General features: G+C 70.1%; 22 protein-coding genes and 1 tRNA gene. 10 read left to right on the forward strand and 13 right to left on the reverse strand.

The window, feature by feature from the left end:
- Positions 1–18: 18 nt before the first annotated feature.
- Both ACN4JJ_RS07400 and ACN4JJ_RS07405 read left to right on the forward strand, forming a co-directional pair.
- The gene (locus ACN4JJ_RS07400) at positions 19–3081 is read left to right on the forward strand and encodes an MMPL family transporter (RefSeq protein WP_440709264.1); all 3063 of its coding nucleotides are present in this window, start codon (positions 19–21) and stop codon (positions 3079–3081) included.
- Positions 3078–5135 (forward strand): YhgE/Pip family protein, encoded by a 2058-nt coding sequence (locus ACN4JJ_RS07405; RefSeq protein WP_440709265.1) that lies wholly within the window; start codon positions 3078–3080, stop codon positions 5133–5135. Before ACN4JJ_RS07400 ends, ACN4JJ_RS07405 begins: the two co-directional genes overlap by 4 nt.
- A 2-nt stretch (positions 5136–5137) precedes the next feature.
- Here ACN4JJ_RS07405 and ACN4JJ_RS07410 read toward each other — a convergent pair whose 3' ends face one another.
- The 4 genes from ACN4JJ_RS07410 to hxlB form a co-directional block, all read right to left on the reverse strand.
- Positions 5138–5797 carry a biliverdin-producing heme oxygenase gene (locus ACN4JJ_RS07410; protein ID WP_440709266.1) on the reverse strand — a complete coding sequence of 220 codons (660 nt, stop codon included), beginning with the start codon at positions 5795–5797 and terminating at the stop codon, positions 5138–5140.
- Positions 5798–5875: 78 nt separating this feature from the next.
- On the reverse strand, positions 5876–6178 hold the full coding sequence (locus ACN4JJ_RS07415; RefSeq protein WP_440709267.1) for a DUF2470 domain-containing protein: 303 nt from the start codon (positions 6176–6178) through the stop codon (positions 5876–5878).
- A gap of 18 nt (positions 6179–6196) precedes the next feature.
- Positions 6197–6820, reverse strand: coding sequence for a 3-hexulose-6-phosphate synthase (gene hxlA / locus ACN4JJ_RS07420; protein WP_440709268.1), 624 nt, complete (start codon positions 6818–6820; stop codon positions 6197–6199).
- 82 nt (positions 6821–6902) lie between these two features.
- On the reverse strand, positions 6903–7481 hold the full coding sequence (gene hxlB / locus ACN4JJ_RS07425; protein ID WP_440709269.1) for a 6-phospho-3-hexuloisomerase: 579 nt from the start codon (positions 7479–7481) through the stop codon (positions 6903–6905).
- 100 nt (positions 7482–7581) lie between these two features.
- Between hxlB and ACN4JJ_RS07430 the strand changes: the two genes are divergently transcribed.
- Positions 7582–8409, forward strand: coding sequence for a helix-turn-helix transcriptional regulator (locus ACN4JJ_RS07430; RefSeq protein WP_440709270.1), 828 nt, complete (start codon positions 7582–7584; stop codon positions 8407–8409).
- Between the two features lie 13 nt (positions 8410–8422).
- On the opposite strand, the gene ACN4JJ_RS07435 is transcribed toward ACN4JJ_RS07430, so the two are convergent.
- The 5 genes from ACN4JJ_RS07435 to ACN4JJ_RS07455 all read right to left on the reverse strand — a co-directional run bounded on the left by ACN4JJ_RS07435 (position 8423) and on the right by ACN4JJ_RS07455 (position 12225).
- On the reverse strand, positions 8423–9070 hold the full coding sequence (locus ACN4JJ_RS07435) for a dienelactone hydrolase family protein (protein WP_440709271.1): 648 nt from the start codon (positions 9068–9070) through the stop codon (positions 8423–8425).
- A 96-nt stretch (positions 9071–9166) separates the two neighbouring features.
- Positions 9167–10315 (reverse strand): MBL fold metallo-hydrolase, encoded by a 1149-nt coding sequence (locus ACN4JJ_RS07440; protein ID WP_440709272.1) that lies wholly within the window; start codon positions 10313–10315, stop codon positions 9167–9169.
- Positions 10312–11316 (reverse strand): nucleoside hydrolase, encoded by a 1005-nt coding sequence (locus ACN4JJ_RS07445; RefSeq protein WP_440709273.1) that lies wholly within the window; start codon positions 11314–11316, stop codon positions 10312–10314. Before ACN4JJ_RS07445 ends, ACN4JJ_RS07440 begins: the two co-directional genes overlap by 4 nt.
- 51 nt (positions 11317–11367) lie before the next feature.
- On the reverse strand, positions 11368–11766 hold the full coding sequence (locus tag ACN4JJ_RS07450) for a DoxX family protein (RefSeq protein WP_440709274.1): 399 nt from the start codon (positions 11764–11766) through the stop codon (positions 11368–11370).
- Positions 11767–12151: 385 nt separating this feature from the next.
- Positions 12152–12225 (reverse strand) — tRNA-Gly (locus tag ACN4JJ_RS07455).
- Positions 12226–12299: 74 nt separating this feature from the next.
- Between ACN4JJ_RS07455 and dcd the strand changes: the two genes are divergently transcribed.
- Positions 12300–12905 carry a dCTP deaminase gene (gene dcd / locus ACN4JJ_RS07460; protein ID WP_440709275.1) on the forward strand — a complete coding sequence of 202 codons (606 nt, stop codon included), beginning with the start codon at positions 12300–12302 and terminating at the stop codon, positions 12903–12905.
- Positions 12906–12927: 22 nt separating this feature from the next.
- On the opposite strand, the gene ACN4JJ_RS07465 is transcribed toward dcd, so the two are convergent.
- The 3 genes from ACN4JJ_RS07465 to idi form a co-directional block, all read right to left on the reverse strand.
- Positions 12928–14358, reverse strand: a complete 1431-nt coding sequence (locus ACN4JJ_RS07465; protein ID WP_440709276.1) for an alanine--tRNA ligase-related protein — start codon at positions 14356–14358, stop codon at positions 12928–12930.
- Positions 14359–14430: 72 nt separating this feature from the next.
- On the reverse strand, positions 14431–15618 hold the full coding sequence (locus tag ACN4JJ_RS07470; RefSeq protein ID WP_440709277.1) for a DUF8462 domain-containing protein: 1188 nt from the start codon (positions 15616–15618) through the stop codon (positions 14431–14433).
- Positions 15619–15682: 64 nt separating this feature from the next.
- Complete coding sequence (gene idi, locus ACN4JJ_RS07475; RefSeq protein ID WP_440709278.1) at positions 15683–16231, reverse strand: isopentenyl-diphosphate Delta-isomerase; 549 nt, start codon at positions 16229–16231, stop codon at positions 15683–15685.
- Between the two features lie 45 nt (positions 16232–16276).
- Between idi and ACN4JJ_RS07480 the strand changes: the two genes are divergently transcribed.
- From ACN4JJ_RS07480 to ACN4JJ_RS07505, 6 genes are all read left to right on the forward strand, one after another.
- A complete protein-coding gene (locus tag ACN4JJ_RS07480) occupies positions 16277–17347 on the forward strand; it encodes a polyprenyl synthetase family protein (protein WP_440709279.1) in 1071 nt (356 codons plus the stop codon).
- Positions 17344–18225 carry a phytoene/squalene synthase family protein gene (locus tag ACN4JJ_RS07485; protein WP_440709280.1) on the forward strand — a complete coding sequence of 294 codons (882 nt, stop codon included), beginning with the start codon at positions 17344–17346 and terminating at the stop codon, positions 18223–18225. The genes ACN4JJ_RS07480 and ACN4JJ_RS07485 overlap by 4 nt, the downstream gene beginning before the upstream one ends.
- Before the next feature lie 85 nt (positions 18226–18310).
- Positions 18311–20146 carry a phytoene desaturase family protein gene (crtI, locus tag ACN4JJ_RS07490; RefSeq protein WP_440709281.1) on the forward strand — a complete coding sequence of 612 codons (1836 nt, stop codon included), beginning with the start codon at positions 18311–18313 and terminating at the stop codon, positions 20144–20146.
- Between the two features lie 14 nt (positions 20147–20160).
- Positions 20161–20493, forward strand: a complete 333-nt coding sequence (locus tag ACN4JJ_RS07495; protein ID WP_440709282.1) for a lycopene cyclase domain-containing protein — start codon at positions 20161–20163, stop codon at positions 20491–20493.
- Complete coding sequence (locus ACN4JJ_RS07500) at positions 20490–20831, forward strand: lycopene cyclase domain-containing protein (protein WP_440709283.1); 342 nt, start codon at positions 20490–20492, stop codon at positions 20829–20831. The genes ACN4JJ_RS07495 and ACN4JJ_RS07500 overlap by 4 nt, the downstream gene beginning before the upstream one ends.
- On the forward strand, positions 20828–21688 hold the full coding sequence (locus ACN4JJ_RS07505) for a prenyltransferase (protein ID WP_440709284.1): 861 nt from the start codon (positions 20828–20830) through the stop codon (positions 21686–21688). Before ACN4JJ_RS07500 ends, ACN4JJ_RS07505 begins: the two co-directional genes overlap by 4 nt.
- Positions 21689–21713: 25 nt before the next feature.
- Here the strand turns inward: ACN4JJ_RS07505 and ACN4JJ_RS07510 are convergent, their stop codons facing one another.
- Positions 21714–23615, reverse strand: coding sequence for a cell wall-binding repeat-containing protein (locus tag ACN4JJ_RS07510; RefSeq protein WP_440709285.1), 1902 nt, complete (start codon positions 23613–23615; stop codon positions 21714–21716).
- Positions 23616–23635 lie beyond the last annotated feature (20 nt).

The raw sequence follows: 23635 nt of genomic DNA on the forward strand, positions 1-23635 counted from the left end.
CAACAGGGAAGGGGAGTCATGGCTACGCTGCTGTACCGGATCGGGCGGTTCGCCGCGCGGCGGAGCATCGCCGTCATCGTCGGCTGGATCGTGCTGATGGGCCTCGCCGTCACCGGCGCGGGCGCCCTGGGCGGCGTGATGACCTCGTCGTTCGCCATCCCCGGCACCGAGTCGCAGCAGGCGATCGACATGCTCGACCAGCGCTTCGCGGCGGCGTCCGGCGGCTCCGCCAAGGTGATCTACGTCGCGCCCGAGGGCACGACGGTCGACGACTTCCAGAGCCAGATCGCGGCATCCGTCACCGCCCTCACGCCGCTGGACCACGTCTCGGGCGTCACCAGCCCGTTCTCCTCCGACGCCACCGCGCAGATCAACGACGACCGCAGCATGGCCTACGCGACCCTGCAGTACGACGTGCCCACCACGACGCTCACCCAGGCCGAGAACGAGGAGGTCGTCACGGCCGGCGACACCGCGGCATCCGGGGGCCTGACGGTGTACTTCTCCGGCGTCACCGACGCACCCGAGGCGGCCGTCGACTACACCGAGGCCATCGGCCTGATCGTGGCGTTCATCGTGCTGCTGATCACCTTCGGCTCGCTGCTCGCGGCCGGCATGCCGCTGGTCACCTCGGTGATCGGCGTGGTCGTCACCTCCACGCTCATCACGATCGTCTCCGGCTTCGTCACGATCTCCTCCACCGCTCCCCTGCTGGCCACCATGCTGGGGCTCGCCGTCGGCATCGACTACGCGCTGTTCATCGTGGCCAGGCACCGCTCGCAGCTGATCCACGGCATGGATCCGAAGGAGTCGGCCGCCACCGCCGTGGCCACCGCCGGCAGCGCCGTGGTGTTCGCCGGGCTCACCGTCATCATCGCGCTGCTCGGGCTCTCGGTGGTGCAGATCCCGTTCCTCACCGTGATGGGCATCGGGGCCGCGATCTCCGTGGTGATCGCCGTTCTGGTGGCGCTCACGCTCGTGCCCGCCGTGCTGGGGCTGTTCGGGCGCGCGCTCATCCCGAAGCCCCGTTCGCGCGCCGCCCGCCGCGAGCTCGCCTCGGCCGATCCCACCTCCACCCGCCGCACGCTCGGGGCGCGTTGGGTGGCGCTCGCAACCGCAAAGCCCGTGATCACCGTGGCGGTGGTGGTGATCGGCCTGATCGTGGTGGCGCTGCCCGCGACGTCCCTTCGCCTGACGCTGCCGGATGCCGGCTACAACCCGCCGGGATCGATGTCGCGCGAGGGCTACGAGCAGCTCACCGACGGCTTCGGGCCCGGGTTCAACGGGCCGCTGCTGGTGACGGCCGATATCTCGACGATCACCGATCTGACCCCGGCACTCACCGCTCTGAAGAACCAGTTCGAGGGGCTCGACGACGTGGCCAGCGTGAGCCAGGTCATCCCGAACCCCACGCTGGACATGGCGATCGTGTCGATCATCCCCTCGAGCGCACCCGACAGCGTGCAGACCGAGAACCTCGTGCACACCATCCGCGACGCCGCGCCCGCCTTCGAGACGGCGAACGGGTTCACGTATCAGGTCACCGGGCAGACCGCGCTCGGTATCGACGTCTCGGCGCGACTGGCGGATGCGCTGCTGCCGTTCGCCGTGGTGGTGGTGGGGCTCTGCATCATCCTGCTGACGATCGTGTTCCGCTCGCTCGCGGTACCCATCTCGGCCACGATCGGCTACCTGCTCTCGGTGGGTGCCTCGTTCGGCATCGTCACCGCCGTGTTCGAGTGGGGGTGGCTGGCCGACGTGTTCGGGGTGGCGAAGGTGGGGCCGGTGATCAGCTTCTTCCCCATCCTGCTGATGGCCGTGCTGTTCGGTCTCGCCATGGACTACCAGGTGTTCCTGGTGTCGCGGATGCGCGAGGAGTTCGTGAAGACCGGCGACCCGCACTACGCGGTGAAACACGGCTTCATCGGTGCGGCGCGCGTGGTGACCGCGGCCGCCTGCATCATGTTCGCGGTCTTCGCGTCGTTCGTGCCGGGCGGCAACGCGGTGCTGCAGCCGATCGCACTGGGGCTCGCGGCGGGCGTGTTCATCGACGCCTTCCTGGTGCGGATGACGTTCATCCCGGCCGTCATGACGCTGCTCGGGCGGCTCGGCTGGGCGATGCCGCGCCAGCTCGGACGGGCGCTGCCGGACGTCGATCTCGAGGGCGAGGGCGTGCGCGAGATGCTCGACGCGGTGGCCTGGCGGCCGCTGCGGGGCGAGGCTCCGGCCGCTCTGGATGCCGTCGACGCTCCGGATGCCGCCCCTGCGGTCTCCCTGCCGAATGCGGACGCCCGTCCCTACGCCGTCGCCGCCGAGCACGCGATCGTGGAGTCCGCCGCCTCGGGCGGATTGGTGGCGCCGTTCTCGGTGCGGGCCGAGGCGGGATCGCTGGTGCTCGTCACGGGCGCCGCCGACACGCATCCGGAAGCCGTCGTGGCCGCCATCGCCGGCCGCCAGCGCCTGCTCGACGGGCACCTGCGCGTGCTCGACCAGCCGCTGCCCGTGCACGGCGCGGCGCTGCGCCGCCACACCCTGCTCGTGGCCCGCCCGGTGGAGGCCGACCTTCTGGCCGACCGCCTGCCGTTCGGAAAGCTGCCGCCCGGCGCGCTCAGCGTGCAGGAGCGCCTGCAGCGCGAGCTCGGCGAGGAGCTCGCGGAGCTGTGGGGCGGTGAGCTGGCCACGGAGTGGATCCGTCAGGTCGCCATCGCCACGGCGACCGCCGGGATCGTCTCGGGTCGGGGGTCGCGCGCGCATCCGCGGGTACGGCTGATCGCGCTCGACGGCACCGGCATCCCCACCGCGCACCTGCAGCACGCGCTCGGCGTGATCGACGCCGCACTGCCCCTGGAGACCACGCTCGTGGTGGCACACCACGGCGCCCGGCTCGAGGCCGGCGCCCGTGCGGTCAGCGTGATCGCGCTCGCCGCGGTCGAGCCGACCCCGCCCACTCCCCCGTCGCCGCCGGGGGTGACCACGGCACCGGACGACCCGGGCGCCTCCGATGGCCCTGAGGGGCCCGACGAACCGGACACTCCCGACAACCCGACCGCCCCGAATCCCCGAGAGGACGTGACCGCATGAGCAGCCTCCGCTCCCTCGTCCGCCGCGGTGACAGCGGCGGCCTCTCGCCGCTGGCCCGGCGAGTGGCCATCGTGCTGGCCGTGCTCACGCCCCTGCTGATCGCGGGCGTCGCGGTGACGGCGCTCCGGGCGAACGCTGATCCGGTCGCCTCCGGAGCCGGCGGTGGTGACTCCTCGGCCTCGGCGCCCGTGCTGCCGGCGGCCGTGGTGAACCTCGACCGGATCGTCTACCTGCAGGACGACGGCACCGTGGTGCCGGCCGATCCGTCGACGCCGAACCAGGCCGGCACACCCGTCGCCGCCGGCAAGCTGCTGGTGAGCGAACTGACCTCGGGCGACTCGGGTCAGGGCTTCTCCTGGACGGTGACGGATGCCGACACGGCCTCCGACGGCCTGACCGGCGGGCAGTACTCGGCCGTCGTCACGATTCCCGAGGACTTCTCGGCCGCGTACGTCTCCACCGCGACCAGCGCTCCCGTGCAGGCTCAGCTGCAGGTGCAGACCAACGGCGCCAACAGCTACGTCACCGAACTGCTGGCCAGCGCCCTGTCGGCGAATCTGCAGGCCGCTCTCTCGGACAAGGCCACGCAGGGCTTCGTCACCAACACCCTGGGTGCGTTCACGACGCTGAACACCAACCTCGCCAAGGCCGCCGACGGAGCGGGCAAGCTCGCCACGGGTGCGACGACCCTCGCCGGGTACCAGGGAGAACTCGCGAACGGGCTCGCCAAGGCCGCGCAGGGCGGGACGGATCTCGACACCTCCGTGCAGGCTCTGGCGGTGGGGATGCGGGCGATCGCCGACGGCACCGCCGATCTGCCCGACTACGCCGACAAGCTGTCGCAGGGTTCGGATCTGGTCAGCAAAGGCTCTGCGTACATCGGCACGGAGCTCGGCGCCCGCACCACCGAGAGCCAGGGCCTCACCGACGCCCAGGCCGCACTCGCGCAGAAGCTCACCGCGATCTACGACGGGATGCCCGACGATGATCCGAACAAGCAGGCCCTGGGCGATGCGGCGGCGGACGCGGGCGTGATCGCCGCCGGCCAGCAGGTGTTCACCGTCGCCCTCGGCATCAACTACGCCGAGGTCGACCGGCTGCTCGCTCCCGGTGCCGATCTCGTCAGCCGGGGCAACGCCGCGTTCGCGGAAGACCTGCCGCTGCTCACCACCACGCTCTCCGGGGTCGCCGACGGCACCGCGAAGCTGGCGGTGGGCACGAGCGGCTTGGCCAAGGGTCTCGGCGACCTCTCGACCGGCGCCTCGGGCATCGCCACGGGATCGAACGACCTCGCGACGAACATGGGTGGACTGGCCACCGGTCTCGGCGAGATCGTCGCCAACATCCCCACCTACACGACCGACCAGCAGAACACAATGGCGACCGTGGTGGCGCAGCCCGTCGTCACCACGCAGAGCGATGTCGACGCGCTCCCCTCCCCCGCCGCCGCCATCGCCGCGGTGGCCGTGCCGCTGGCGCTGTGGATCGGCGCCTTCGCCATCTACCTGCTGCTGCTGCCGTTCGGCCGCCGCGAGCTGGCGTCGACGGCGTCCACCTTCCGGGTCGTGGTCGGCTCGCTGGTGCCGGCGGCGATCCTCGGAGTGGTGCAGGCCGCCATCGTGGCGATCGTGCTGTTCGCGGTGGGCGCCCAGCCCGCCCTCGTGGCGGGCGGCATCCTGTTCTCGCTGGTGATGTCGCTGTCGTTCGTGATGCTGCACCAGGGGCTGGTGGCCCTGTTCGGTCAGGCGGGACGCCTGATCTCGCTCGCGCTGGTGGTCGTGCAGATCGCCGCGGCGGCCGTGATCGTGCCGAACGGGCTCAGTTCGCCGTTCTACACGGGCCTCGCGTCGTTGCTGCCGCTGTCGCATGCCATCACCGGCATGCAAGCCCTGATCGGGGGCGGATCGGCCGCGGTGGCGGCCCAGGAGGGGGCGCTGCTGATCGTCTTCGCCCTGATCGGGCTGGCACTCACGGTGATCGCGGTCGCCCGTGCGCGCTCCCGGAGCACCGTGGTGGTGCTGCCGATCGCAGCATCCGCGCCCAGACCGGCCTGAGGCTAGGCGACCTGCGTGGCCGAGGCCTTCGCGTCGGCGAGGTCGAGGAACAGCTCCGTGTTGAAGCGGTAGGCGACGAGCACCTCGTCGATCACGCGCTCACGCTCCGCGTCGTCCCAGCCGACGGCGTCGAGCTGGGTGCGGTAGGTCTCCTTGAACTCCTTGGGCTTCGCGATGTCGCCGAAGAGGTAGAAGCCGACGCCGTTGGTCTCGAAGCCGAACTGGCGCTGCATCAGCGTGCGGATGATCTGGCCGCCCGACAGGTCGCCGAGGTAGCGGGTGTAGTGGTGGGCGATGAAGCCGCCGTTCCAGGTGGCCGCGACCTCGTTGATCCGCTTCACGTAGCGTTCGGTGGTGGGCAACGGGGTGATCTGGTCTTTCCAGTCCTCGCCGATCAGGAAGCGCAGGTCTTCTTCGATGGCCGGCAGCCGGGTGAGCTTGGGCGAGATGAACTCGGCCGCCACCGGGTCGTTCTTCATCCGCTCGGCCGCGGCCTCGATGGCCTCGTAGATGAAGTAGTGCTGGGCGACGAGGGCGATGTAGTCGTCCTTCGTGCCCTTGCCGCTCATCAGGTCGGTCATGAAGCCGGCGCCTTCGCTGTCGCTGTGTCCGGTCCAGGTGCGCTCACGGAGCGCCTGCGAGAAGGGGATTACGGCAGCCATAGTCATTCCAAGCGGTCGAGTCGAGGTAAGTGTTACCTAACTTTAGCGGAGGAAGGGGCCCGGAAACCTAGGAATTCTTCAGGAATGAGGCCGCGGTTCGACGCCGAGGGCCGCGCACGCGCCGTCGTAGAGGGCCACGATCTCGCGTCGCACCTCGGCCCGCTCGGTTATCGGGCCGGCGGGCCAGGCGACCGTGGCGGTACTCGTCGCACCCGCCACGGTCACGTCCCACTGCCCGCCGTCGCCGTCGAGCCCGGTCATCACGGAGGCCTCCGCGGACGGATCCACGAAGGCCCGCGCGATGAGCAGGTTGTCGTCGGTGTGGTCGCCGTTCATGTGGCGCAGGATGGCGTCGGTGATGTCGGGGGAGAAAGTCGTCACGGCCCCCACGCTAACGGATCAGACGATCGCGGCGCGGAGTTCGGCCGCGGCGGCTCCCACGTCGGGGGCGCCGTAGATCGCGCCGCCGGCGACGGCGACCTGGGCGCCGGACTGCTGCACCGAGGCGATGGTGGAGGCGTTGATGCCGCCGGCGACCGAGAACGGTACTCCGGATGCTTCGCCGTCGCGCAGCAGGGTCGCGAACGTGAAGCCCTCCTCGGCCTGTTCGTCCAGGCCCGCGTGCATCTCGACGAAGTCGACACCGAGAGCCACGACCTCCTTGGCGCGCCCCGGCTTGTCGGCGACGCCGATCAGGTCGGCGACCACGCCCTTGCCGTGCTTCCGGGCGGCCTTGACGGCGCCGGCGATGGTGCTGTCGCCGGCCGAGCCGAGCACGGTCACCAGGTCGGCTCCGGCGGTGAAGGCGATGTCGGCCTCGAGCTCGCCGGCATCCATGGTCTTGAGGTCGGCGAAGACGATCTTGTCGGGGTGGGCGGCCTTGACGGCGGTGACGGCGGAGAGGCCGGCGCTCTTGATCAACGGAGTGCCGAGCTCGAGGATGTCGACGTGCGGCGCCGCAGCGGCGGCGAGCTCGAGGGCGGCTTCGGTGGTGAGGGTGTCCATGGCGAATTGCAGTTTCATCGGGTGTTCTCTCTGTTCGGGGTGGTTCGGGATCGTGCGGGGTGGTTCGGGATCGTGCGGGGTGCGGGGGAGGGGTGAGGCGTCATTCGATGTTCGCGTGACGCGGCCAGAGCTCGTCGGCGCTGGCGCCCGAACGCTGCCACAGGGCGTGGAAGAGGGCGTCGCCGAGCAGCACGACGGTCTGTTCGAAGAGGCTGCCGGCGTACTGCGCGGAGGCGGCGCCCGAGCGGTCGAGCTTGCCGGCGGCGGGCACCACGATGGTCGCGGCGGCGAGCTGGGCCAGGGGCGAGGTGGGGGCGGTGGTGATCGCGGCCACCCGGGCTCCCACCGAGACGGCGGTCTGCGCGGCCCGCACGATACCGCCGGTGGTGCCGGATCCGCTGGCGGTGAGCAGCAGGTCACCCGATCCGATGGCCGGCGCCGTCACCTCGCCGACCACGTGCACGTCGAGCCCCAGGTGCATCAGGCGCATGGCGGTCATCCGCAGCGCGAGCCCCGAGCGCCCGGCACCGAGCACGAACACGCGGGGCGCTTCGCCGATCAGGTCGGCGAAGACGGCGAGGGCCAGCGGGTCCTCGTGCACCAGCTGCTCGAGAACGGCGTCGAGCTCGCGGCCGATGCGGGTGAGCGAGTAGCCCACCCCGGTGTCCAGAACATCCATGCCTCCATGCTGGGCGAACGGATGCGGAGGAGCACCCACCCGACCGGCCGGTTCCACCCCTCCCAATGGGTAGCATCCGACGGGAGGGTAGGTTGGGCGCATGAGCATCGACGCCGAACTCCCGTCACCCGCCTCCCGCCGGCTGCTGGTGGAGCACGCCCGCACCGTCGCCGAGCAGGCCGACGGGCATGCGGTCACCCTCGAGTCGATGCTCGCGGTGCTGCGTTCGCCGCGGCTCGACGACCGGGCGGCCCGCACGATGGCGATCGACATCGCCGCCTCGGCTCTGGTGGGGCTGCGGATGGTGACCGACCAGCAGCGCAGCAGCATGCTCGAGCCGGTCGTCGGCGCGTTCGCGCGGCTGCGCACCGATCTGAGGCCGCTCGTGCGTTTCGGCGACCTCGATGTGCAGTTCGTCGAGCCACCCGCCACGGGGCGGGCCTTGCCGGGGGAAGTGGCGCACGCGGCCCGGGCCATCGTGCGGAGCGCCGTGCTCGCCTTCGTCGACGCGGGGGAGACCCGGCGGGTGCGCATCCAGTGGGACTGCGACGGGCTGAACCTGCTGATCGCCATCCGCGACGACGGCAAGGGGGATCTCACCGCCCACGACGACTCGCTGCGGCCGATCGCCGAGCGGGTCTCGGCGCTGGACGGGGCGCTCGCCGTGGAGTCGACGCCGGGCTGGGGCACGTCGCTGGACATCAGGCTCCCGCTGGATCCGCCGGCGGAGCCCGAACCGCTGGCCGACGCCGTTCCGCTGTCGCAGCGCGAGCGCGAGGTGCTGCGGCTGGTGGTGTCGGGGGCGCGCAACCACGCCATCGCCCAGCAGCTGGGCATCAGTGACAACACGGTGAAGTTCCACGTGTCGAACCTGCTGCGGAAGGCGGGCGCGAGCAGTCGCGCCGAGCTGGCGGCGCTCGCCCGGTGACCCCGGGTCGCGCTCAGTCCAGCAGCTGCGCCTGCAGGAAGTAGGTCGAGCGCGCGAAGGCCAGCGCGGCGGCGTTCTTGTCGAGCAGATCGAGCACCGTGGCGTTGGCGAAGCCGCCGGAGGCGCTCGCGTAGCTGTACTGGGTGACGGGGGTGCCGTGTTCCTTCAGGCGCCCGACGAACCCGTCCACGTCGATTCCGCCCGCCCAGGCCTGATCGTGCGCCCGGTGCAGCAGAACGGGGCAGGGGATGACCCCGCCGTCCTCGTCGCCGAGCACGGCGTAGTAGGCGACCACGGCATCCGCGGAGCCGCTCTGGGCGAGCTTCAGGGCGAGCCGGCCCCCGATGCCCAGGCCGATCACGCCCACCCGCGGGGCGCCGTGCCCGCGGCCGGTCGCCACGGCGTCGTCGAGCGTGGCGAGCGCGAATCCTTCGTCCATGCGGTCGACCAGCTCGGCGGCGCCCTCGGCCTGCACCGTGGCGAGGCCGTCGAACAGATCGGGCACCACCACGTGGAAACCCTGGTTCGCCAGCGCCGTGGCGTAGGCCTCGAGGTAGGGCAGACGGCCGTGGTCGTCGTGCACGATCACGATGGCCGGGCGGCCGGGCTCACCGAACTCCAGGGGCCATCCCGGAGACGGGATGTCGACGAATTCGGCCACATCACCCTCCGGTCGCTCGGCTCAATTCAACCACGGCGTCCGGCATCCGCCCGGTGCGCGCCCCGCACGGGTGCCGCGTCGTCAACCCGCGGCGGCTCACAAGTACTGCACGTGCATCTCGGTCTGGGCCAGCGCGGAGAAGAGGTAGAGACCGCTGAGATTCTGCCAGCCGGCGGTCCAGGTGACCTCGGAGGCGATCTGCCAGACCGTGGCCGCCGGATGCGTGCCGATGATCGCGGCGATCTCGTCGCTGCGGCGGAGATGGTGGCGCCGGGTCGTCGCGATCCGGCCGGGCAGGTCGGCGAAGCGGTAGCCGTGGCCGGGGTACACCTCGTGCCCGGCGAACCGCTCGAGCAGCTCGAGGGAGCGCAGGTAGTCGCCGATCGGATCGGCGGAGGGGCCGCCCAGCCCGATGCCGGGGAACATGGCGGGCAGCAGGGTGTCGCCGGTGAAGACGACCCGCTGCTCTTCGTGCACGACGCAGACGTGACCCCGGGTGTGGCCGGGGGTCAGCAGCACGCGCAGCGTGTGACCGGGTAGGTCGAGCAGCTGGTCGTGCTCGAGCAGCACGTCGGCGTGCACCAGGGGAGTGGATGCCGCGGACTCGCCGTTCAGGCGGGCGGCGGCGGTCTCGAGCTCGTCGATCCTCTCGGCCGGCACGCCCCACTCGGCGAAGCGGGTCGCCCGGGCGGCAGCGGCATCCATCACGGTCCGACCCGCGTCGTCGCCCGGGCTGTGGCTCGGCTCTCGCTCCCGCACGCGCTCGAGGAGCGCCTCCTGCTCGAGGCGGTGCATCGCGATCCAGGCTCCCGAGTCGCGCCGGAGCCGCTCGGCCATCCCGAGGTGATCGGGGTGCAGGTGGGTCACGACGATCGTGGCGAGGTCGGTGACGTCCGCGCCGATCTCGGCGAGCAGCCCGCCGAGGCGCGCACGGTTCTCGTCGGAGTCCCAGCCGGGATCGATGAGGTGCAGGGCCCCCTCGGTGTCGTGCAGCAGGTAGCTGAGGGTGAAGTGCGGCGGGTGCGCGGCCGGCATCGGCTGGGGGAGCACCCAGATACCGGGGCGGACCTGCGCCGGGCCGGGGAGGATGGCCTCGGCGCCGTCCGCCCCTCCGAGCGTGGCGCCGGCGCCGGCCAGTTCGGCGCGGTACTCGGCGAGGTCGAGGGGCTCGGGGAAGCCGGCGGGGAGCGGCGGCTCGAGCGGGATGCGGTCTGCCGGCGTCGCGGGGCCCGGCGCGGAACTCATGGCAGCGCGGCGATCGTGTCGAGGAACAGCCGGGCGTACCGGGGTGCGTCCACGTCGAGCGCCACGTCGATCGGCACCGCCGCGGGCAGGCCGCCCGCGCCGCCGCCCGCCGTCCCCCCGGCCGTGCCGTGCACGGTGTCCTCACCCACGCGGCCGCGCCGATCCACGATCGTCTGCCCGCGCCCGGAGCCGGCCAGGTCGACGCGCACCGGACGGTGCTCGATCCGCAGGGCGCCGGGGTCGACCAGCGCGCAGAGGGCACCCGCGTCGCCGATGTGGCCGCCGTAGGCCTGCGGATCGGGCTCCGTCCCCGGATGCTCCGCCTCGTCGGCCATCTGGTGCTGCAGCAGGGCGCCGGCCAGCCGCCCGGACGCCGAGGGTCCGGCCCGCAGCGCCACGGCATCCGCTTCGTCGATGCTCACCTGGTTGAACACATCGAGTCCGTACATGAAGGCGGGCACGCCCGAGTCGAGCACGATCGCGGCGGCCTCGGGGTCGTGCCACACGTTGAACTCGGCCACCGGTGTGGCGTTGCCGCCGCTCGCCGATCCGCCCATGAACAGGACGCGCTCGATCTTCGGAGCCACCTCGGGGTACTGCCGCAGCAGCAGGGCGAGGTTGGTCTGCGGGGCCAGCGCCACGATCGTCACCGGCTCGTCGGAGGCGAGCAGGATGTCTCGGGCGAAGTCGACGGCGTGGCGCGGGTCGACCTGACGGCCGCTCGTCGGCAGCCCGGTGTCGCCCAGACCGTCGGCGCCGTGCACATGGGAGGAGCGCACCGGCTCGATCAACGGACGCCGCGCCCCGGCGGCGACCGGCACCGGGGGAGCGCCGGCGGTGTCGAGCACCTTCAGCGTGTTGGCGACCACGTTCTCGAGAGACGTATTCCCGGCGACGCATGTGATGCCCGCGAGCTCGATCTGCGGATGCGCCACCGCGAACAGGATGGCGAGGGCGTCGTCCACCCCGGTGTCGACGTCGAGCAGCACGCGATAGGTCATCGCTTCAATCTACCGGCGGCGAAAGGAGGTCACGCGGCCCGGGACGCCCGCCTACTTCTTGGGCCGGGTCGACCAGAGGGCCCAGGCCACGAGCAGGGGCTGGAACAGCAGCCGCACGGCGCGCTTGCGGTCGGTGTCGAGCCCGAAGGCGTCGCGCTCGTGCAGCCACTGCGAGATGTTGCCGGGGAAGATCGCCGTGAAGAACGCCGCGGCGAGTCCGCCGACGGCCTTCTGCCTGCCGGGGAGCGCGATCAGCGCGGCGCCGAGCGTGATCTCGGCCACACCGGAGGCGAGCACCACGGTGTCGTCGTCCAGCGGCACCCAGTCGGGCACCTGGGCCTGGAAGTCCTTGCGGGCGAAGGTGAGGTGCGAGGTCCCGGCGAACACGAGTGCGGCACCGAGGGCGACCCGGCCGATCGTGCGGGCGAGGGAACGAGAGGAATCAGCCATCCCGCCATCCTCTCCCGGATGCGCACCGCGCGGAAGAGCGGCCTGCATGCGGGGCCGCATCTGGCAAGCCCCTGGGCAAGCCCTAGCTGGGAGCGATCCGTCACCGTAGGTTCAGTGGGTCGGACCCGATGACGTCTACGGTTTGATGGCCCTCGACCCGACATGCGGTACCCCAATACCGCGGGAAGACCGGTCTCGGGCTTCCCGTCAGTCCGGCCCCAAACGGGCTGACGGGGAGTCGCCGGCGACCAGGCCGGACGCGATAAGGCCGAGGGGAGCTGCCGGCCCCAACCAGCGTCTCGACCCTCGGCCCGAACGGGACAGCGGTGACGGTGCCCCGTTGAGTCGATCCTCGCACCCCGCGGCTCGGATCGCATCGCCTGACTGGAGCGGATGACGGGAATCGAACCCGCGCTATCAGCTTGGGAAGCTGAAGTTCTACCATTGAACTACATCCGCGCATCCGGAAACCGGACGTCTCGAGGATAGCAGGCCCGCCCTCGACGGGGGTGTCGCGCCGTTACACTGACTGCGTGCTCCTCTCCGACCGCGACATCCGCACCCAGATCCGTGAGAACCGCGTCAGCCTCGAGCCCTACGAGCCGGCGATGCTGCAGCCCTCGTCCATCGACGTGCGGCTCGACCGGTACTTCCGGTTGTTCGACAACCACAAGTACCCGTTCATCGATCCGGCCGAAGACCAGCCCGAGCTCACCCGGCTGATCGAGACCAAGCCCGACGAGCCGTTCATCCTGCACCCCGGCGAGTTTGTGCTGGGCAGCACCTTCGAGCGGGTCAGCCTGCCCGACGACATCGCAGCCCGCCTCGAAGGCAAGAGCTCGCTCGGCCGCCTGGGGCTGCTGACGCATTCCACCGCCGGATTCATCGACCCCGGGTTCTCGGGGCACGTCACCCTCGAACTGTCGAACGTGGCGACGCTGCCGATCAAGCTCTGGCCGGGGATGAAGATCGGGCAGATGTGCTTCTTCCAGCTCTCCAGCCCCGCGGAGCGGCCCTACGGATCGAGCGAGTACTCCTCGCGCTACCAGGGTCAGCGCGGCCCGACGGCCTCGCGCTCGCACCTCAACTTCCACCGGAGCGACGTCTCCGCCGTCACCGACGGCAGCCTCGGCGGCTGATCACCGCGCCCCGCCGGGCCGGTCAGGCGGTGGCGCCGCCCGGCAGGCCGGCCGCGCCCAGGCGCGTGGCGCCGCGCGAACGGGCGCGCTGCTCCTCGAGCGCCTCGGCGAACTCCGCCTCCCAGTCGGCGGCCACCTCGATGCCGAGGCGTCGTGCCTCCTCCACCGAGAGCTCCTTCGGGAACCCGTGCGTGTCCGACAGGCGGAACACGTCCACCCCCGTCAGCGTGCGCCCCTCGTACTCGGCCAGTGCCACCAGTCCGCCCTCGAGCGTGCGGCGGAACGAGTTCTCCTCCTTCACCAGCACGGCGATCACCTCGTCGCGCGAGGCGGCCACCTCGGGGTAGTCGTTCGCGTACAGGTCGGCGATCACGGGCACGACCGACGAGAAGAAGTTCTCGGTGAGCCCGAGCGACAGTGCCAGTCGGATCGCGCGCCGCAGCAGCCGCCGCATCACGTAACCCTGCTCCTTGTTGGAAGGCCGCACACCGTCGACGGCCAGGAAGGTCGCGCCGCGCAGGTGGTCGGCGATGATCCGCATCGCCTCGGTCTCGTCGTCGTAGGAGCGGCCGGTCAGCGACTGCAGCGCCTCGATGATCGGCCAGAGCAGGGAGATGCGGAAGACGTCGTCCGAGCCGATCGAGGCGGCCGCGATCCGCTCCAGTCCGCCGCCGAAGTCGACGTTCCGGCGGGCGAGCTCCTCGAAGCTCCCGTCCTCCAGGCGCCGGTACTGCATGAACACCTGGTTGCCGATCTCCATGAACTGGCCGCCGTCGCTGGCCGGATGCGCGAGCCCGTAGGCGGCATCCTGATGCGCGGGACCGAAGTCGTAGAACACCTCGCTGTCGGGACCGCACGGGTCACCGATCGGCGTCGCCTCCAGCGATCCGCCGCGCGACCACCAGTTCTCGCCGCCGTCGTAGAAGAAGATGCGCTCGCCCTCGCGGATGCCGCGGGCGTCGCCGTCCGCCTGCGACCCGATCTCGGCGATGCCGTTCGACACCCCGCGCTCGGCGAACACGGCGGCCCAGATCGAGGCGGCCTCGTCGTCGCGCGGGATGCCGTTGGCCGGGTCGCCGATGAAGCAGGTCACGTAGATGTGGTTCGGGTCGAGCCCCACGACGTCGACCAGGAAGCCGAAGAACTGCCGGATCTGCGCGTCTTTGAAGTAGTCGCCGAGCGACCAGTTGCCGAGCATCTCGAAGAAGGTGGTGTGCCGGTTGTCGCCCACGTCGTCGATGTCCTGCGCGCGCACGCAGGGCTGGCTGTCGGTGAGGCGCTTGCCCGCGGGGTGCTCCTCGCCCAGCAGGTACGGGAGCAGCGACTGCATCCCGCTCCCGTTGAACAGCGTGCTCGTGTCGCCGCGCGGCACCAAGGGCGCTCGCGGGATGACCGCGTGGCCGTTCGCTTCGAGCAGGGCGAGGTACGAATTGCGGATCTCGTGGGCGTCCATGCACTCAGCATGCCAGAGCACAGCGCGCCGGTGGAGCCCCGTTCGGGGCGGGAGCGTGCGAGCTGCACTTCGCTAGTCCGTTGCGTCGTCCGAATCCATCTGACGAAGAATGAACGCATCCATGTTCGGAACGGTGAAGCTCACGAACCCGCGGCGCTCGGCGAAGATGATCCCCTTATCGATCAGTGACTGGCGCGCCGGACTGAGCGCGGCCGGGGCGACGCCGAGCCGGTCGGCGATATCCGACGTGCTGGCAGTACTTCCGCCGACCGAGACGATCGTCTGCAGGTAGAGGCGTTCAGACGGAGTTGTCCGATCCCACCGAGCCGGGAAGAACCCCTGGTCCAAATCGGCGTTGCCCTCTGCGATGCCTGACTCCGCGACGAGGGCGTCGATATAGCGGTCAGGGGCGATATCCCAGACGGCCTTTCCATAGGTCTGCAAGAAGAATGGGTAGCCGTTGGCTGCGTCGATGATCATTTCTATCGCGGCATCGTCGAATCGGGCACCAAGGTCCGTCGCCGGCTTGAGGATGGCTTCCATGGCTGCTTCCCGAGGAAGAGCACCGACTTCGCGGAGTCGGAAGCGTTCTGAGTAGGAGCGGGACTCAGCCAGCATCCGTCGGAGCGTCGACAGGCCGGCGCCGATCACATAAAAGGGCCATTCGTTCTGAGAGGCGCGATGCTGGACGGCGAGGAGTGCCGTCAGGAGATCGGGATCCAGGTCTTGCATCTCATCCACGAAGATCGCCAGTGCGCTCTGATTTCTCCGCAATGGCTCCGCGAGATCTGCGACGAGTTCTTCCAGGTCGACCTCGAGAATTCCGGAATTGGCCCGATGATCGGATGGCTTGATGCCGACGCTGACGCCGGAACCGGCGATCGTCAGCGAGAAGGACGCGACCGAGCTGAGCGCCGCCAGCATTTCAGCCGGTGCCTGTCGGAATCCGCGCATCTTGCGCGCCGCCATGGCGATGCCGCGGGCCAAAGATTGACGCGATGCACGCACGCCGGCCTCGCCTGGTCGGGCTTCGAGTTGAACGGTGACCCATCCGGCGCGCTCGACGACGTTCTGAAGCCGTGACAGCAGCACGGTCTTTCCGACCCCCCGGAGCCCGTACAGGACAAGTCCACCGTCGTTACGATTGCGACGACTGTGAGCGACGATCAGGTCCATCAGGTCGATCTCTGCCTGACGCCCTACGAGCTCGGGGGGACGAACGCCGGCGCCCGGCCGAAACGGATTGATGATCGGATCCATCGACCCATTCTACAGAAATCTAAGGCTATCTAATATTTTTGATAGATTGGAATGAACTGCTTGATCAGGCCGGCTGCAGCGGCTGCAGCTGCGGCAGTTGCAGGGCCAGCCAGGGGCTGAACGCCCAGGGCGTCAGCGACACCGCGAGCTGCAGTTCGGCGGCCTCGGCCCAGCGCCATTCGGCCACCTCGTCGGGGTTCGGCTCCACCGGTCCCGCCGCGCGCGCGGTGTACACGGGGCAGATCTCGTTCTCCACGATCCCGGAGGCGTCGATCGCGAGATAGCGGAAGTCGGGCAGGGCCAACGCCAGGTCGGCCAGCTCGAGCCCCAGCTCGGTCCGGGCGCGCCGTCGTACGGCATCCTGCAGGTCTTCCCCGGGAGCCGGGTGACCGCAGAACGAGTTCGTCCACACCCCCGGCCAGGTGAGCTTCGAGAGCGCCCGCCGGGTCACCAGGATGCGGCCGGCCTCGTCGAACACATGGCACGAGAACGCGAGATGCAGGGGGGTGTCGTCGGTGTGGACCGTGCGCTTGTCGGCCACCCCGATGGGCTCCCCCTCGTCGGACAGCAGGATCACCTGTTCGCTCGGGAGGGGCTCGGTGCGGACGGTCATTTCACTATTGTCCTTTATTACTTGGTAACCATGTAAATTGAGTTCATGGACACGCACGATCTGGTCGCGGTGTCGGAGCGCCGACAGAAGCACGTCGAGCGGGTGCTCTCGGGGTTCTTCAGTGACTCCCACTATCGTGCGAAAGCTCTCGGCGCGCCCTATGTCACCCTCTGGGAGACGCTCGAGCGCAACACCGTCGGCGGAAAGCGGTTCCGCCCCCGGATGGTGATGGCGGCCTACGAGGCGCTCGGCGGGGCCGATCTCGATGCGGCCGCCCACGTCGGCGCCGCCTTCGAGCTGCTGCACACGGCGCTGATCGTGCACGACGACGTGATCGACCGCGACTTCGTGCGCCGTGGCGGCCCGAATGTCTCGGGCAGCTACCGCGACATCGCCACCACGGCGGGAATCCCGCTGCCCGTGGCCGAGCACCGTGGCATGTCGGTGGCGATCATCGCGGGCGACCTGGCCCTGTTCAACTCCTACCGCCTGATCGACCGTTCGGGCGTCGACGGCATCCTGCGCACGCGGCTGCACGACATCCTCGACGAGTCGATGTTCACGGCCGCGGCGGGCGAGCTCTACGACGTCGACTTCTCCATCCGCACCGAGCTGCCGACGGTCGACGAGATCGTCGAGATGGAGCGGCTGAAGACCGCCGGCTACTCGTTCGAGGGCCCACTGATCGCCGGTGCCGTGCTGGCGGGTGCCAGCCAGGCGGCGACGGATGCCCTGGGGACGTTCGGCCGTGACATCGGCATCGCCTACCAGATCGTCGACGATCTGCTGGGGGTGTTCGGCGACGAGGACGCCACCGGCAAGACCACGCTCGGCGACCTGCGCGAGGGCAAGCGCACGGTGCTGCTGGCGCACGCGGTCACGCAGCCGCAGTGGAGCGAGGTCAGCGCTCTCTTCGGCTCGCCCACCCTCGACGCCGAGGAGGCCGAGCGCATCCGTGCCGTGCTGGAGACCGCCGGATCGCGCCGTTTCGCCGAGGCCCTCGCCCGCGATTTCGCGAACCGCGCCTGGGAGGCGCTCACCGACGACGCCCTTCCGGATGCCGTCCGCGACGAGTTCCGCCCGATCGTCGCCACCGTGCTGGGGCGGGTGCGATGAGCGACCCCGCCGTGGCCACGAGCCTCTACGACCGGGTGGCGATGGAGGCGGCATCCGTCGTCATCCGCCGGTACTCGACCTCGTTCGGGCTCGCGTCGCGCCTGCTCGAGAAAGAGGTGCGGCAGGACGTCGAGAACATCTACGCGCTCGTGCGGCTGGCCGACGAGGTGGTGGACGGCGTGGCGGCTGACGCCCAGCTGCCCGAGGCCGCCATCCGCGACCGGATCGACGCCCTCGAGCGGGAGACGTGCGCGGCGATGGAGTGCGGCTACAGCACCAACCTGATCGTGCACGCCTTCGGCTGGACGGCCCGGCGGGTGGGCATCACCGACGAGCTGACCGCTCCCTTCTTCCGCTCGATGCGCGCCGACCTCTCGGCCACGCAGCACACGCCCGAGTCGTTCGACGACTACGTCTACGGATCGGCCGAGGTGGTGGGCCTGATGTGCCTGGCAGCCTTCCTGCACGGCACGCAGACGAGCGAGCGCGCCCGCGACGGCCTCACCGACGGCGCCCGGCACCTCGGGGCGGCGTTCCAGAAGATCAACTTCCTGCGCGATCTGGCCGCCGACTTCGGCACCCTCGGCCGCAGCTACTTCCCCGGCATCGAGGTGAGCACCTTCACCGAGGCCGAGAAGGAGCGCATCATCGCCGACATCGACGACGACCTGCGGATCGCCCGGGCCAGCCTTCCGGGCCTGCCCGCCTCCAGCCGCCGGGCCGTCGCCCTGGCCCAGGGACTGTTCGAAGAGCTGACGGATCGGCTACGCGTCACCCCCGCATCCGTTCTCGCCACGGCGCGCGTCCGCGTTCCGAACCCGGTCAAGGCGAGAATAGCTGCGGGGGCCGCGCTCGGGCGGCTGCCCAGGGCCCGATGACGGCCCGCGCGCTCGCAACGCCCCGTACGCCCCGAAAGCCCCGCACGCCCCGCACGCCCCGCACCAACAAGGGAGACCCGATCCAGTGACGGCAGACGCAGCACAGACGCCCGCCAACAAGGCGATCGTGATCGGCGGTGGCATCAGCGGACTGGCCAGTGCCGCGCTGCTCGCGCACGAGGGCTGGTCGGTGACGCTGCTGGAGAAGAACGCGCAGCTCGGCGGCCGGGCGGGATCGTGGGAGCACTTCGGCTTCCGCTTCGACACCGGTCCCTCCTGGTACCTCATGCCCGAGGTCTTCGACCACTTCTTCCGGCTGCTGGGCACGAGCGCCGAGGCCGAGCTCGACCTCGTGAAGCTCGACCCGGGCTATCGCGTGTACTTCGAGGGCGAGTTCGCCCCGGTCGACCTGGCCGACAACCGCGAGGACAACCTCGAGCTGTTCGAGTCGCTCGAGCCGGGATCCGGCGTGCGGATGGCCGGCTACCTCGATTCCGCGGCCGAGACCTACGAGCTGGCCAAGGAGTACTTCCTCTACTCGACCTTCGAGAAGATCAGCCCGCTGCTCGCCGGCCCGGTGCTGAAGCGCCTGCCGCGCCTCGTGCGGCTCTTGACCGAGCCGCTGGCCGGCTTCGCAGCGCGCACGGTGAAGGATCCGCGGCTCGCGCAGGTACTCGGCTACCCGGCGGTCTTCCTCGGTTCCTCGCCATATTCCGCTCCGAGCATGTATCACCTGATGAGTCACCTCGACCTCGACGAGGGCGTGCTCTACCCGCGCGGCGGCTTCACCTCCGTCATCGCCGCGATCGAGCGCCTGGCGCGCGATGCGGGGGTCGAGATCGTCACCGGGGCGGATGTGGCGCGCATCACCGTGGAGGTCGAGGGGGCCGCGCTCGTGGTGCCCGAGCCGGTCGACGTGTACGACTATGAGACCACCGAGTTCGACACCAACGTGATCGACCGCGACGAGTTGCGACGGGTGCTGGCGGGCGAGGTGTCGACGGCACCGGTTCCCGAGCCGGAGGCCGTGCAGGCCCCCTCGAAGGTCAAGCCGCGGGTCGGCGGCGTGCACTACACCGACCCGGAGGGGCGGGCGCACTCCCTCGAGGGAGAGCTGGTCGTCTCGACGGCCGACCTGTGGCACACCGAGACCTCCCTGCTGCTCCCGGAGCTGCAGACCTATCCCGAGAGCTACTGGGAGAAGAAGGTCGCCGGCCCGAGCGCGCTGCTGATCATGCTGGGCGTGCGCGGTGAGCTGCCCGAGCTGGAGCACCACACGCTGTTCTTCGCGAAGGACTGGAAGACCAACTTCGGCGACATCTTCGGGGCCGCCCCGCGCATCCCGGAGCCCGCCTCGCTCTACGTCTGCAAGCCCAGCGCCACGGATGACGGTGTCGCTCCCGAGGGGCACGAGAACCTCTTCGTGCTCGTGCCCATCCCGGCCGACCCGGGCATCGGCGCCGGGGGCATCGACGGCGCCGGAGACCAGCGGGTCGAAGAACTCGCCGACACCGTGATCGCGCAGATCTCGGAGTGGGCCGGTATCCCGGATCTCGCCGAGCGGATCGTGCTGCGCCGCACCGTGGGGCCCGCCGACTTCGCCTCCGACCTCAACTCGTGGAAGGGCAGTGCGCTCGGGCCGGCGCACACCCTCCGGCAGAGCGCGATGTTCCGCGCGCGCAACGTGAGCGCCAAGGTCGACGGTCTGTACTACGCGGGCGGGTCGACGACACCCGGCATCGGGCTTCCGATGTGCCTGATCAGCGCGGAGCTCGTCGTGAAGCGGCTGCGCGGAGACACGAGCACGACCGCGCTGCCCGAGCCGCTGTTGGCAGTGCCTGCAGCGCCCGCGGCGCCCGCTGCGGATGCCGTGCCGGACGCGGGAGCGGATGCGTCGCGCGCTCTCGGCGACGCGGACTGACCTCGAACCCGGTCATGGGCATCCTGTACCTTCTCGCACTGCTGGTGTCGCTCGGCGGCATGGTGATGCTCGACCGTCGGTTCCGGCTGTTCTTCTTCGACCGGGCGGGTCGGGCATCCGTCGTTCTCGTGGTGGGGGTGCTGTTCTTCCTGGTGTGGGATCTGGCGGGGATCGGGCTGGGGATCTTCTTCCGGGGCGAGACGGCCTTCATGACGGGCATCCTGATCGCTCCCGAGCTGCCACTGGAGGAAGTGTTCTTCTTGACGCTGCTCTGCTACCTCACGATGAACGTCTTCCGGGGCGCCGTGAAGATTCTCCAGCGAGGGCGACGGGAGCCGGTGTCGTGAGCTACTGGGCGTTGAACGCGATCTTCCTCGTGGCGGTTGCGGTGGTGCTCGTCGTCGCCGCGCTCGTGGTGGTGCGGCGCACGCGGGCCTCCGGATCGGCGGGAGCGGGCCGGCGACGGCACCTCCTCGGCGCCCTCGGCATCACGATGGCGCTGCTGCTGGTGCTGACGGCCGTGTTCGACAACGTGATGATCGCCGTCGGACTCGTCGGGTACGATCCCGGCCTGATCTCGGGAGCGTTCGTGGGCATCGCGCCCTTGGAGGACTTCGCCTACGCGATCGCCGCGGCACTGCTGCTGCCCTCGCTCTGGCTGCTGTTCGAACGGAGGGAATCGTGATCCGCCAGCTGCTGCTGTCGTCCCGCCCGCTGTCGTGGGTGAACACCGCGTTCCCGTTCGCGGCCGGGTACCTCATGACCACGCGCGAGGTCGACCTCGTGTTCGTGCTCGGCACGCTGTACTTCCTGATCCCGTACAACCTGGCGATGTACGGCATCAACGACGTCTTCGACTACGAGTCGGACCTGCGCAACCCCCGCAAGGGCGGCGTGGAAGGTGCGGTGCTCGACCGCTCGCTGCACCGGCCGACGATCATCGCGGTGCTCGTCACGAACATCCCGTTCCTGGTGTATCTCGTGGCGGTGGGCTCGCCGCTGTCGTGGCTGGTGCTCGCGATCAGCGTCTTCGCGGTGATCGCCTACAGCGCCCCGAAGCTCCGCTTCAAGGAGCGGCCGTTCATCGACTCGCTCACCTCCAGCACGCACTTCGTCAGCCCTGCGGTCTACGGCCTGGTTCTGGCCGGGGCGGTGTTCACGCCGGGCTTGTGGGCGCTGCTCGGCGCCTTCTTCCTCTGGGGGATCGCGAGCCACGCCTTCGGTGCGGTTCAGGACATCGTGGCCGACCGCGAGGGCGGCATCGGTTCGATCGCCACCGTGATCGGCGGCCCGGCCACCGTGCGGTTCTCGTTCGCGGCCTACCTTCTGGCCGGCGTGCTGCTGCTGTTCACGCCCTGGCCGGGCCCGCTCGCCGCCGTGCTCGCCCTGCCCTACGCCGTGAGCATCCTGCCGTTCTGGTCGGTGAGCGATGCCGATGCCGAGGGCGCGAACGCCGGCTGGCGCCGGTTCCTCTGGCTCAACTTCTTCGCCGGCTTCCTGATCACCCTCCTCCTCATCTGGACCTGGATCCTGACCCCGTAGTGGGCAGCAGGCAGCAGGCAGCAGGTCAGGGACAGCGGGTCAGGTTCTCCACGGCGGGGCTCAACGTTGCGGTCCCGCCGAGCAGGGTCACCCGCCCCACCGACGGTGCGAGGGCACCCTGGGCGACTCCGGCGGGGATGCAGGTCTGCCGGGACAGGTACATCGGAACCTGCGCGATGCCGGCGGCGACCGCTCCGGACAGAGCATCGGCGAACGCGCCCCCGCTGGCGAGATAGACCCGGGACGGGCGATGGAACACCTTGGCGTTGAGATTCTGCGACACCTCGAAGCGGTCTGCGCCGCCGTTCCGGACGACCTTCCGGACGGTCTCGATCTGCGCTTCGATCGCTGCGCTCACCGAGTTCGGGCCGCCGACGAGTTCGACCATGCCGTTCGTGGTCACGAGGCTCCGGATGAGGACGAGCTCGTCGGGTGACAGCGCCGTCGCAGCCCCGTTCACGAGAAGCACGCCGCCTCCGTCGATGGCAGCCGCCGGGCCGCTGGACAGGGCGTCGGGGAAGTCGGAGCCGTTCGCGATGAAGAGGGTCGAGGTGGAACGGGGAGCGAAGCTGCCGGAGAGGAGGGCGCGGGATACCGCGTACCGGTCCGGACCATCGGTGCGGCTGATCACAGCCCGGGGTGCGATCGCCCTGATCGCGGTCTCGACGTCTGCTCCCACCGAGTTCAGCCCGCCGACGATCTGCACGCGACCGGGAGCCAGACGGGTCAGTTCGGCCGCGACCGAGGAGGGCAATGCGCCGCGGGACGTCAGAAGCAGAGGTGCATCGGCCTGCGCCGCGAGCGGGGCGACGCTGAGGGCGTCGGCGAACCCCTCACCGCTGGCGATGAACACAGTCGAAGCTCCCTCGGGGAACGTCGAGGCGGATACCCGAGCGGACACCTCGAACCTGTCTGCACCGCCGACGCGCTCGACGGTGCGCTGCGCCTGCAGATCGAGCCTGTTCAGCATGGACGTGCCGACACCTCCCGTCCAGACGTACCGCCCCTCGGTGATCGCCACGCCTGAGAGGCCTCCTCCCAGGCGTGGTGCGGCGTACTCCCGGAGGTCGCCGTTCTTGTAGAACAGGAGCGAGCCCGTGCCGGAGTCCGTCACCCAGACTCCTCCGTCGTACGCCTCCATGGCGGTGAGTGACTTTCGACCGCTGACCAGCTCCACCGGAGCCGTCGCTGTCATCTGACTGAAGTACAGGAGCGAGGTCTTGGTCGACGCGATGCCCTCCACACCGCCGCCGACTGAGGCCAGGAGCTGGATGTCGGTGATCCCGAACGACTCACTGCTGGTGACGAGAGTGCCGTCGGTGCCCAGAACCCAGATGCGACCGGCTCCGGGATCGGTGACCCAGATGGTGTGGTGCGAGCCGTCCGCGTCAGCGATCCCCGTGATGGCGGTGGGCGCAACGGCCCCGGGAATCGGGAAGTCGATGATGCCTCCCGTGACCTGATCGATACGGCCGAGTCGACCCGCGGACTTTTCCACGAAGTACACATAGCCGCCGCTGTCGTAGGCGGCGACGGGCGAGCTGTCGGCGGTCGGTGCCGTCCAGGTCTGGGTGGTGTCGTCGCGGTCGATGTGCATCACCTCGTTCGACGTGGGCATCGTCACCCACACGCCGCCTTCGCCGTCGCCGGCGAGCGCGTTCGGGATCCCGGTCGCGTGGGCGAGGTCCTTCCCCCCTCCCCGGTGATCGACCGTTCCGGGGCCGAGGCCGCCGACCGAGGCGATCCAGATCGACCCGCCATCGCCCTCGGTGACGTCGACCGGAACGCCCCGGGTCGCCGTCTGCGTCAGCGCGAATCCGGGATCGATGACCACCGGAGGCACGGTCACGGCGTGGGCGGACCCACCAGGAACCACTCCGACGGAGACGGCGATCCCTGCCACCAGCGTCGCCGCCAATCCCGCCACCCATGCACCTGGTCGCCGGT

Source organism: Herbiconiux dendrobii, assembly GCF_052048175.1.
In the GTDB taxonomy this organism is placed as follows: Bacteria; Actinomycetota; Actinomycetes; order Actinomycetales; family Microbacteriaceae; genus Herbiconiux.

Coding starts and splice junctions, on each gene's coding strand:
- ACN4JJ_RS07400 (WP_440709264.1), top strand. CDS start 19: ATGGCTACGCTGCTGTACCGGATCGGGCGGTTCGCCGCGCGGCGGAGC.
- ACN4JJ_RS07405 (WP_440709265.1), top strand. CDS start 3,078: ATGAGCAGCCTCCGCTCCCTCGTCCGCCGCGGTGACAGCGGCGGCCTC.
- ACN4JJ_RS07410 (WP_440709266.1), bottom strand. CDS start 5,797: ATGGCTGCCGTAATCCCCTTCTCGCAGGCGCTCCGTGAGCGCACCTGG.
- hxlA (WP_440709268.1), bottom strand. CDS start 6,820: ATGAAACTGCAATTCGCCATGGACACCCTCACCACCGAAGCCGCCCTC.
- hxlB (WP_440709269.1), bottom strand. CDS start 7,481: ATGGATGTTCTGGACACCGGGGTGGGCTACTCGCTCACCCGCATCGGC.
- ACN4JJ_RS07430 (WP_440709270.1), top strand. CDS start 7,582: ATGAGCATCGACGCCGAACTCCCGTCACCCGCCTCCCGCCGGCTGCTG.
- ACN4JJ_RS07440 (WP_440709272.1), bottom strand. CDS start 10,315: ATGAGTTCCGCGCCGGGCCCCGCGACGCCGGCAGACCGCATCCCGCTC.
- ACN4JJ_RS07445 (WP_440709273.1), bottom strand. CDS start 11,316: ATGACCTATCGCGTGCTGCTCGACGTCGACACCGGGGTGGACGACGCC.
- ACN4JJ_RS07450 (WP_440709274.1), bottom strand. CDS start 11,766: ATGGCTGATTCCTCTCGTTCCCTCGCCCGCACGATCGGCCGGGTCGCC.
- ACN4JJ_RS07465 (WP_440709276.1), bottom strand. CDS start 14,358: ATGGACGCCCACGAGATCCGCAATTCGTACCTCGCCCTGCTCGAAGCG.
- ACN4JJ_RS07470 (WP_440709277.1), bottom strand. CDS start 15,618: ATGGATCCGATCATCAATCCGTTTCGGCCGGGCGCCGGCGTTCGTCCC.
- idi (WP_440709278.1), bottom strand. CDS start 16,231: ATGACCGTCCGCACCGAGCCCCTCCCGAGCGAACAGGTGATCCTGCTG.
- ACN4JJ_RS07480 (WP_440709279.1), top strand. CDS start 16,277: ATGGACACGCACGATCTGGTCGCGGTGTCGGAGCGCCGACAGAAGCAC.
- ACN4JJ_RS07485 (WP_440709280.1), top strand. CDS start 17,344: ATGAGCGACCCCGCCGTGGCCACGAGCCTCTACGACCGGGTGGCGATG.
- ACN4JJ_RS07495 (WP_440709282.1), top strand. CDS start 20,161: ATGGGCATCCTGTACCTTCTCGCACTGCTGGTGTCGCTCGGCGGCATG.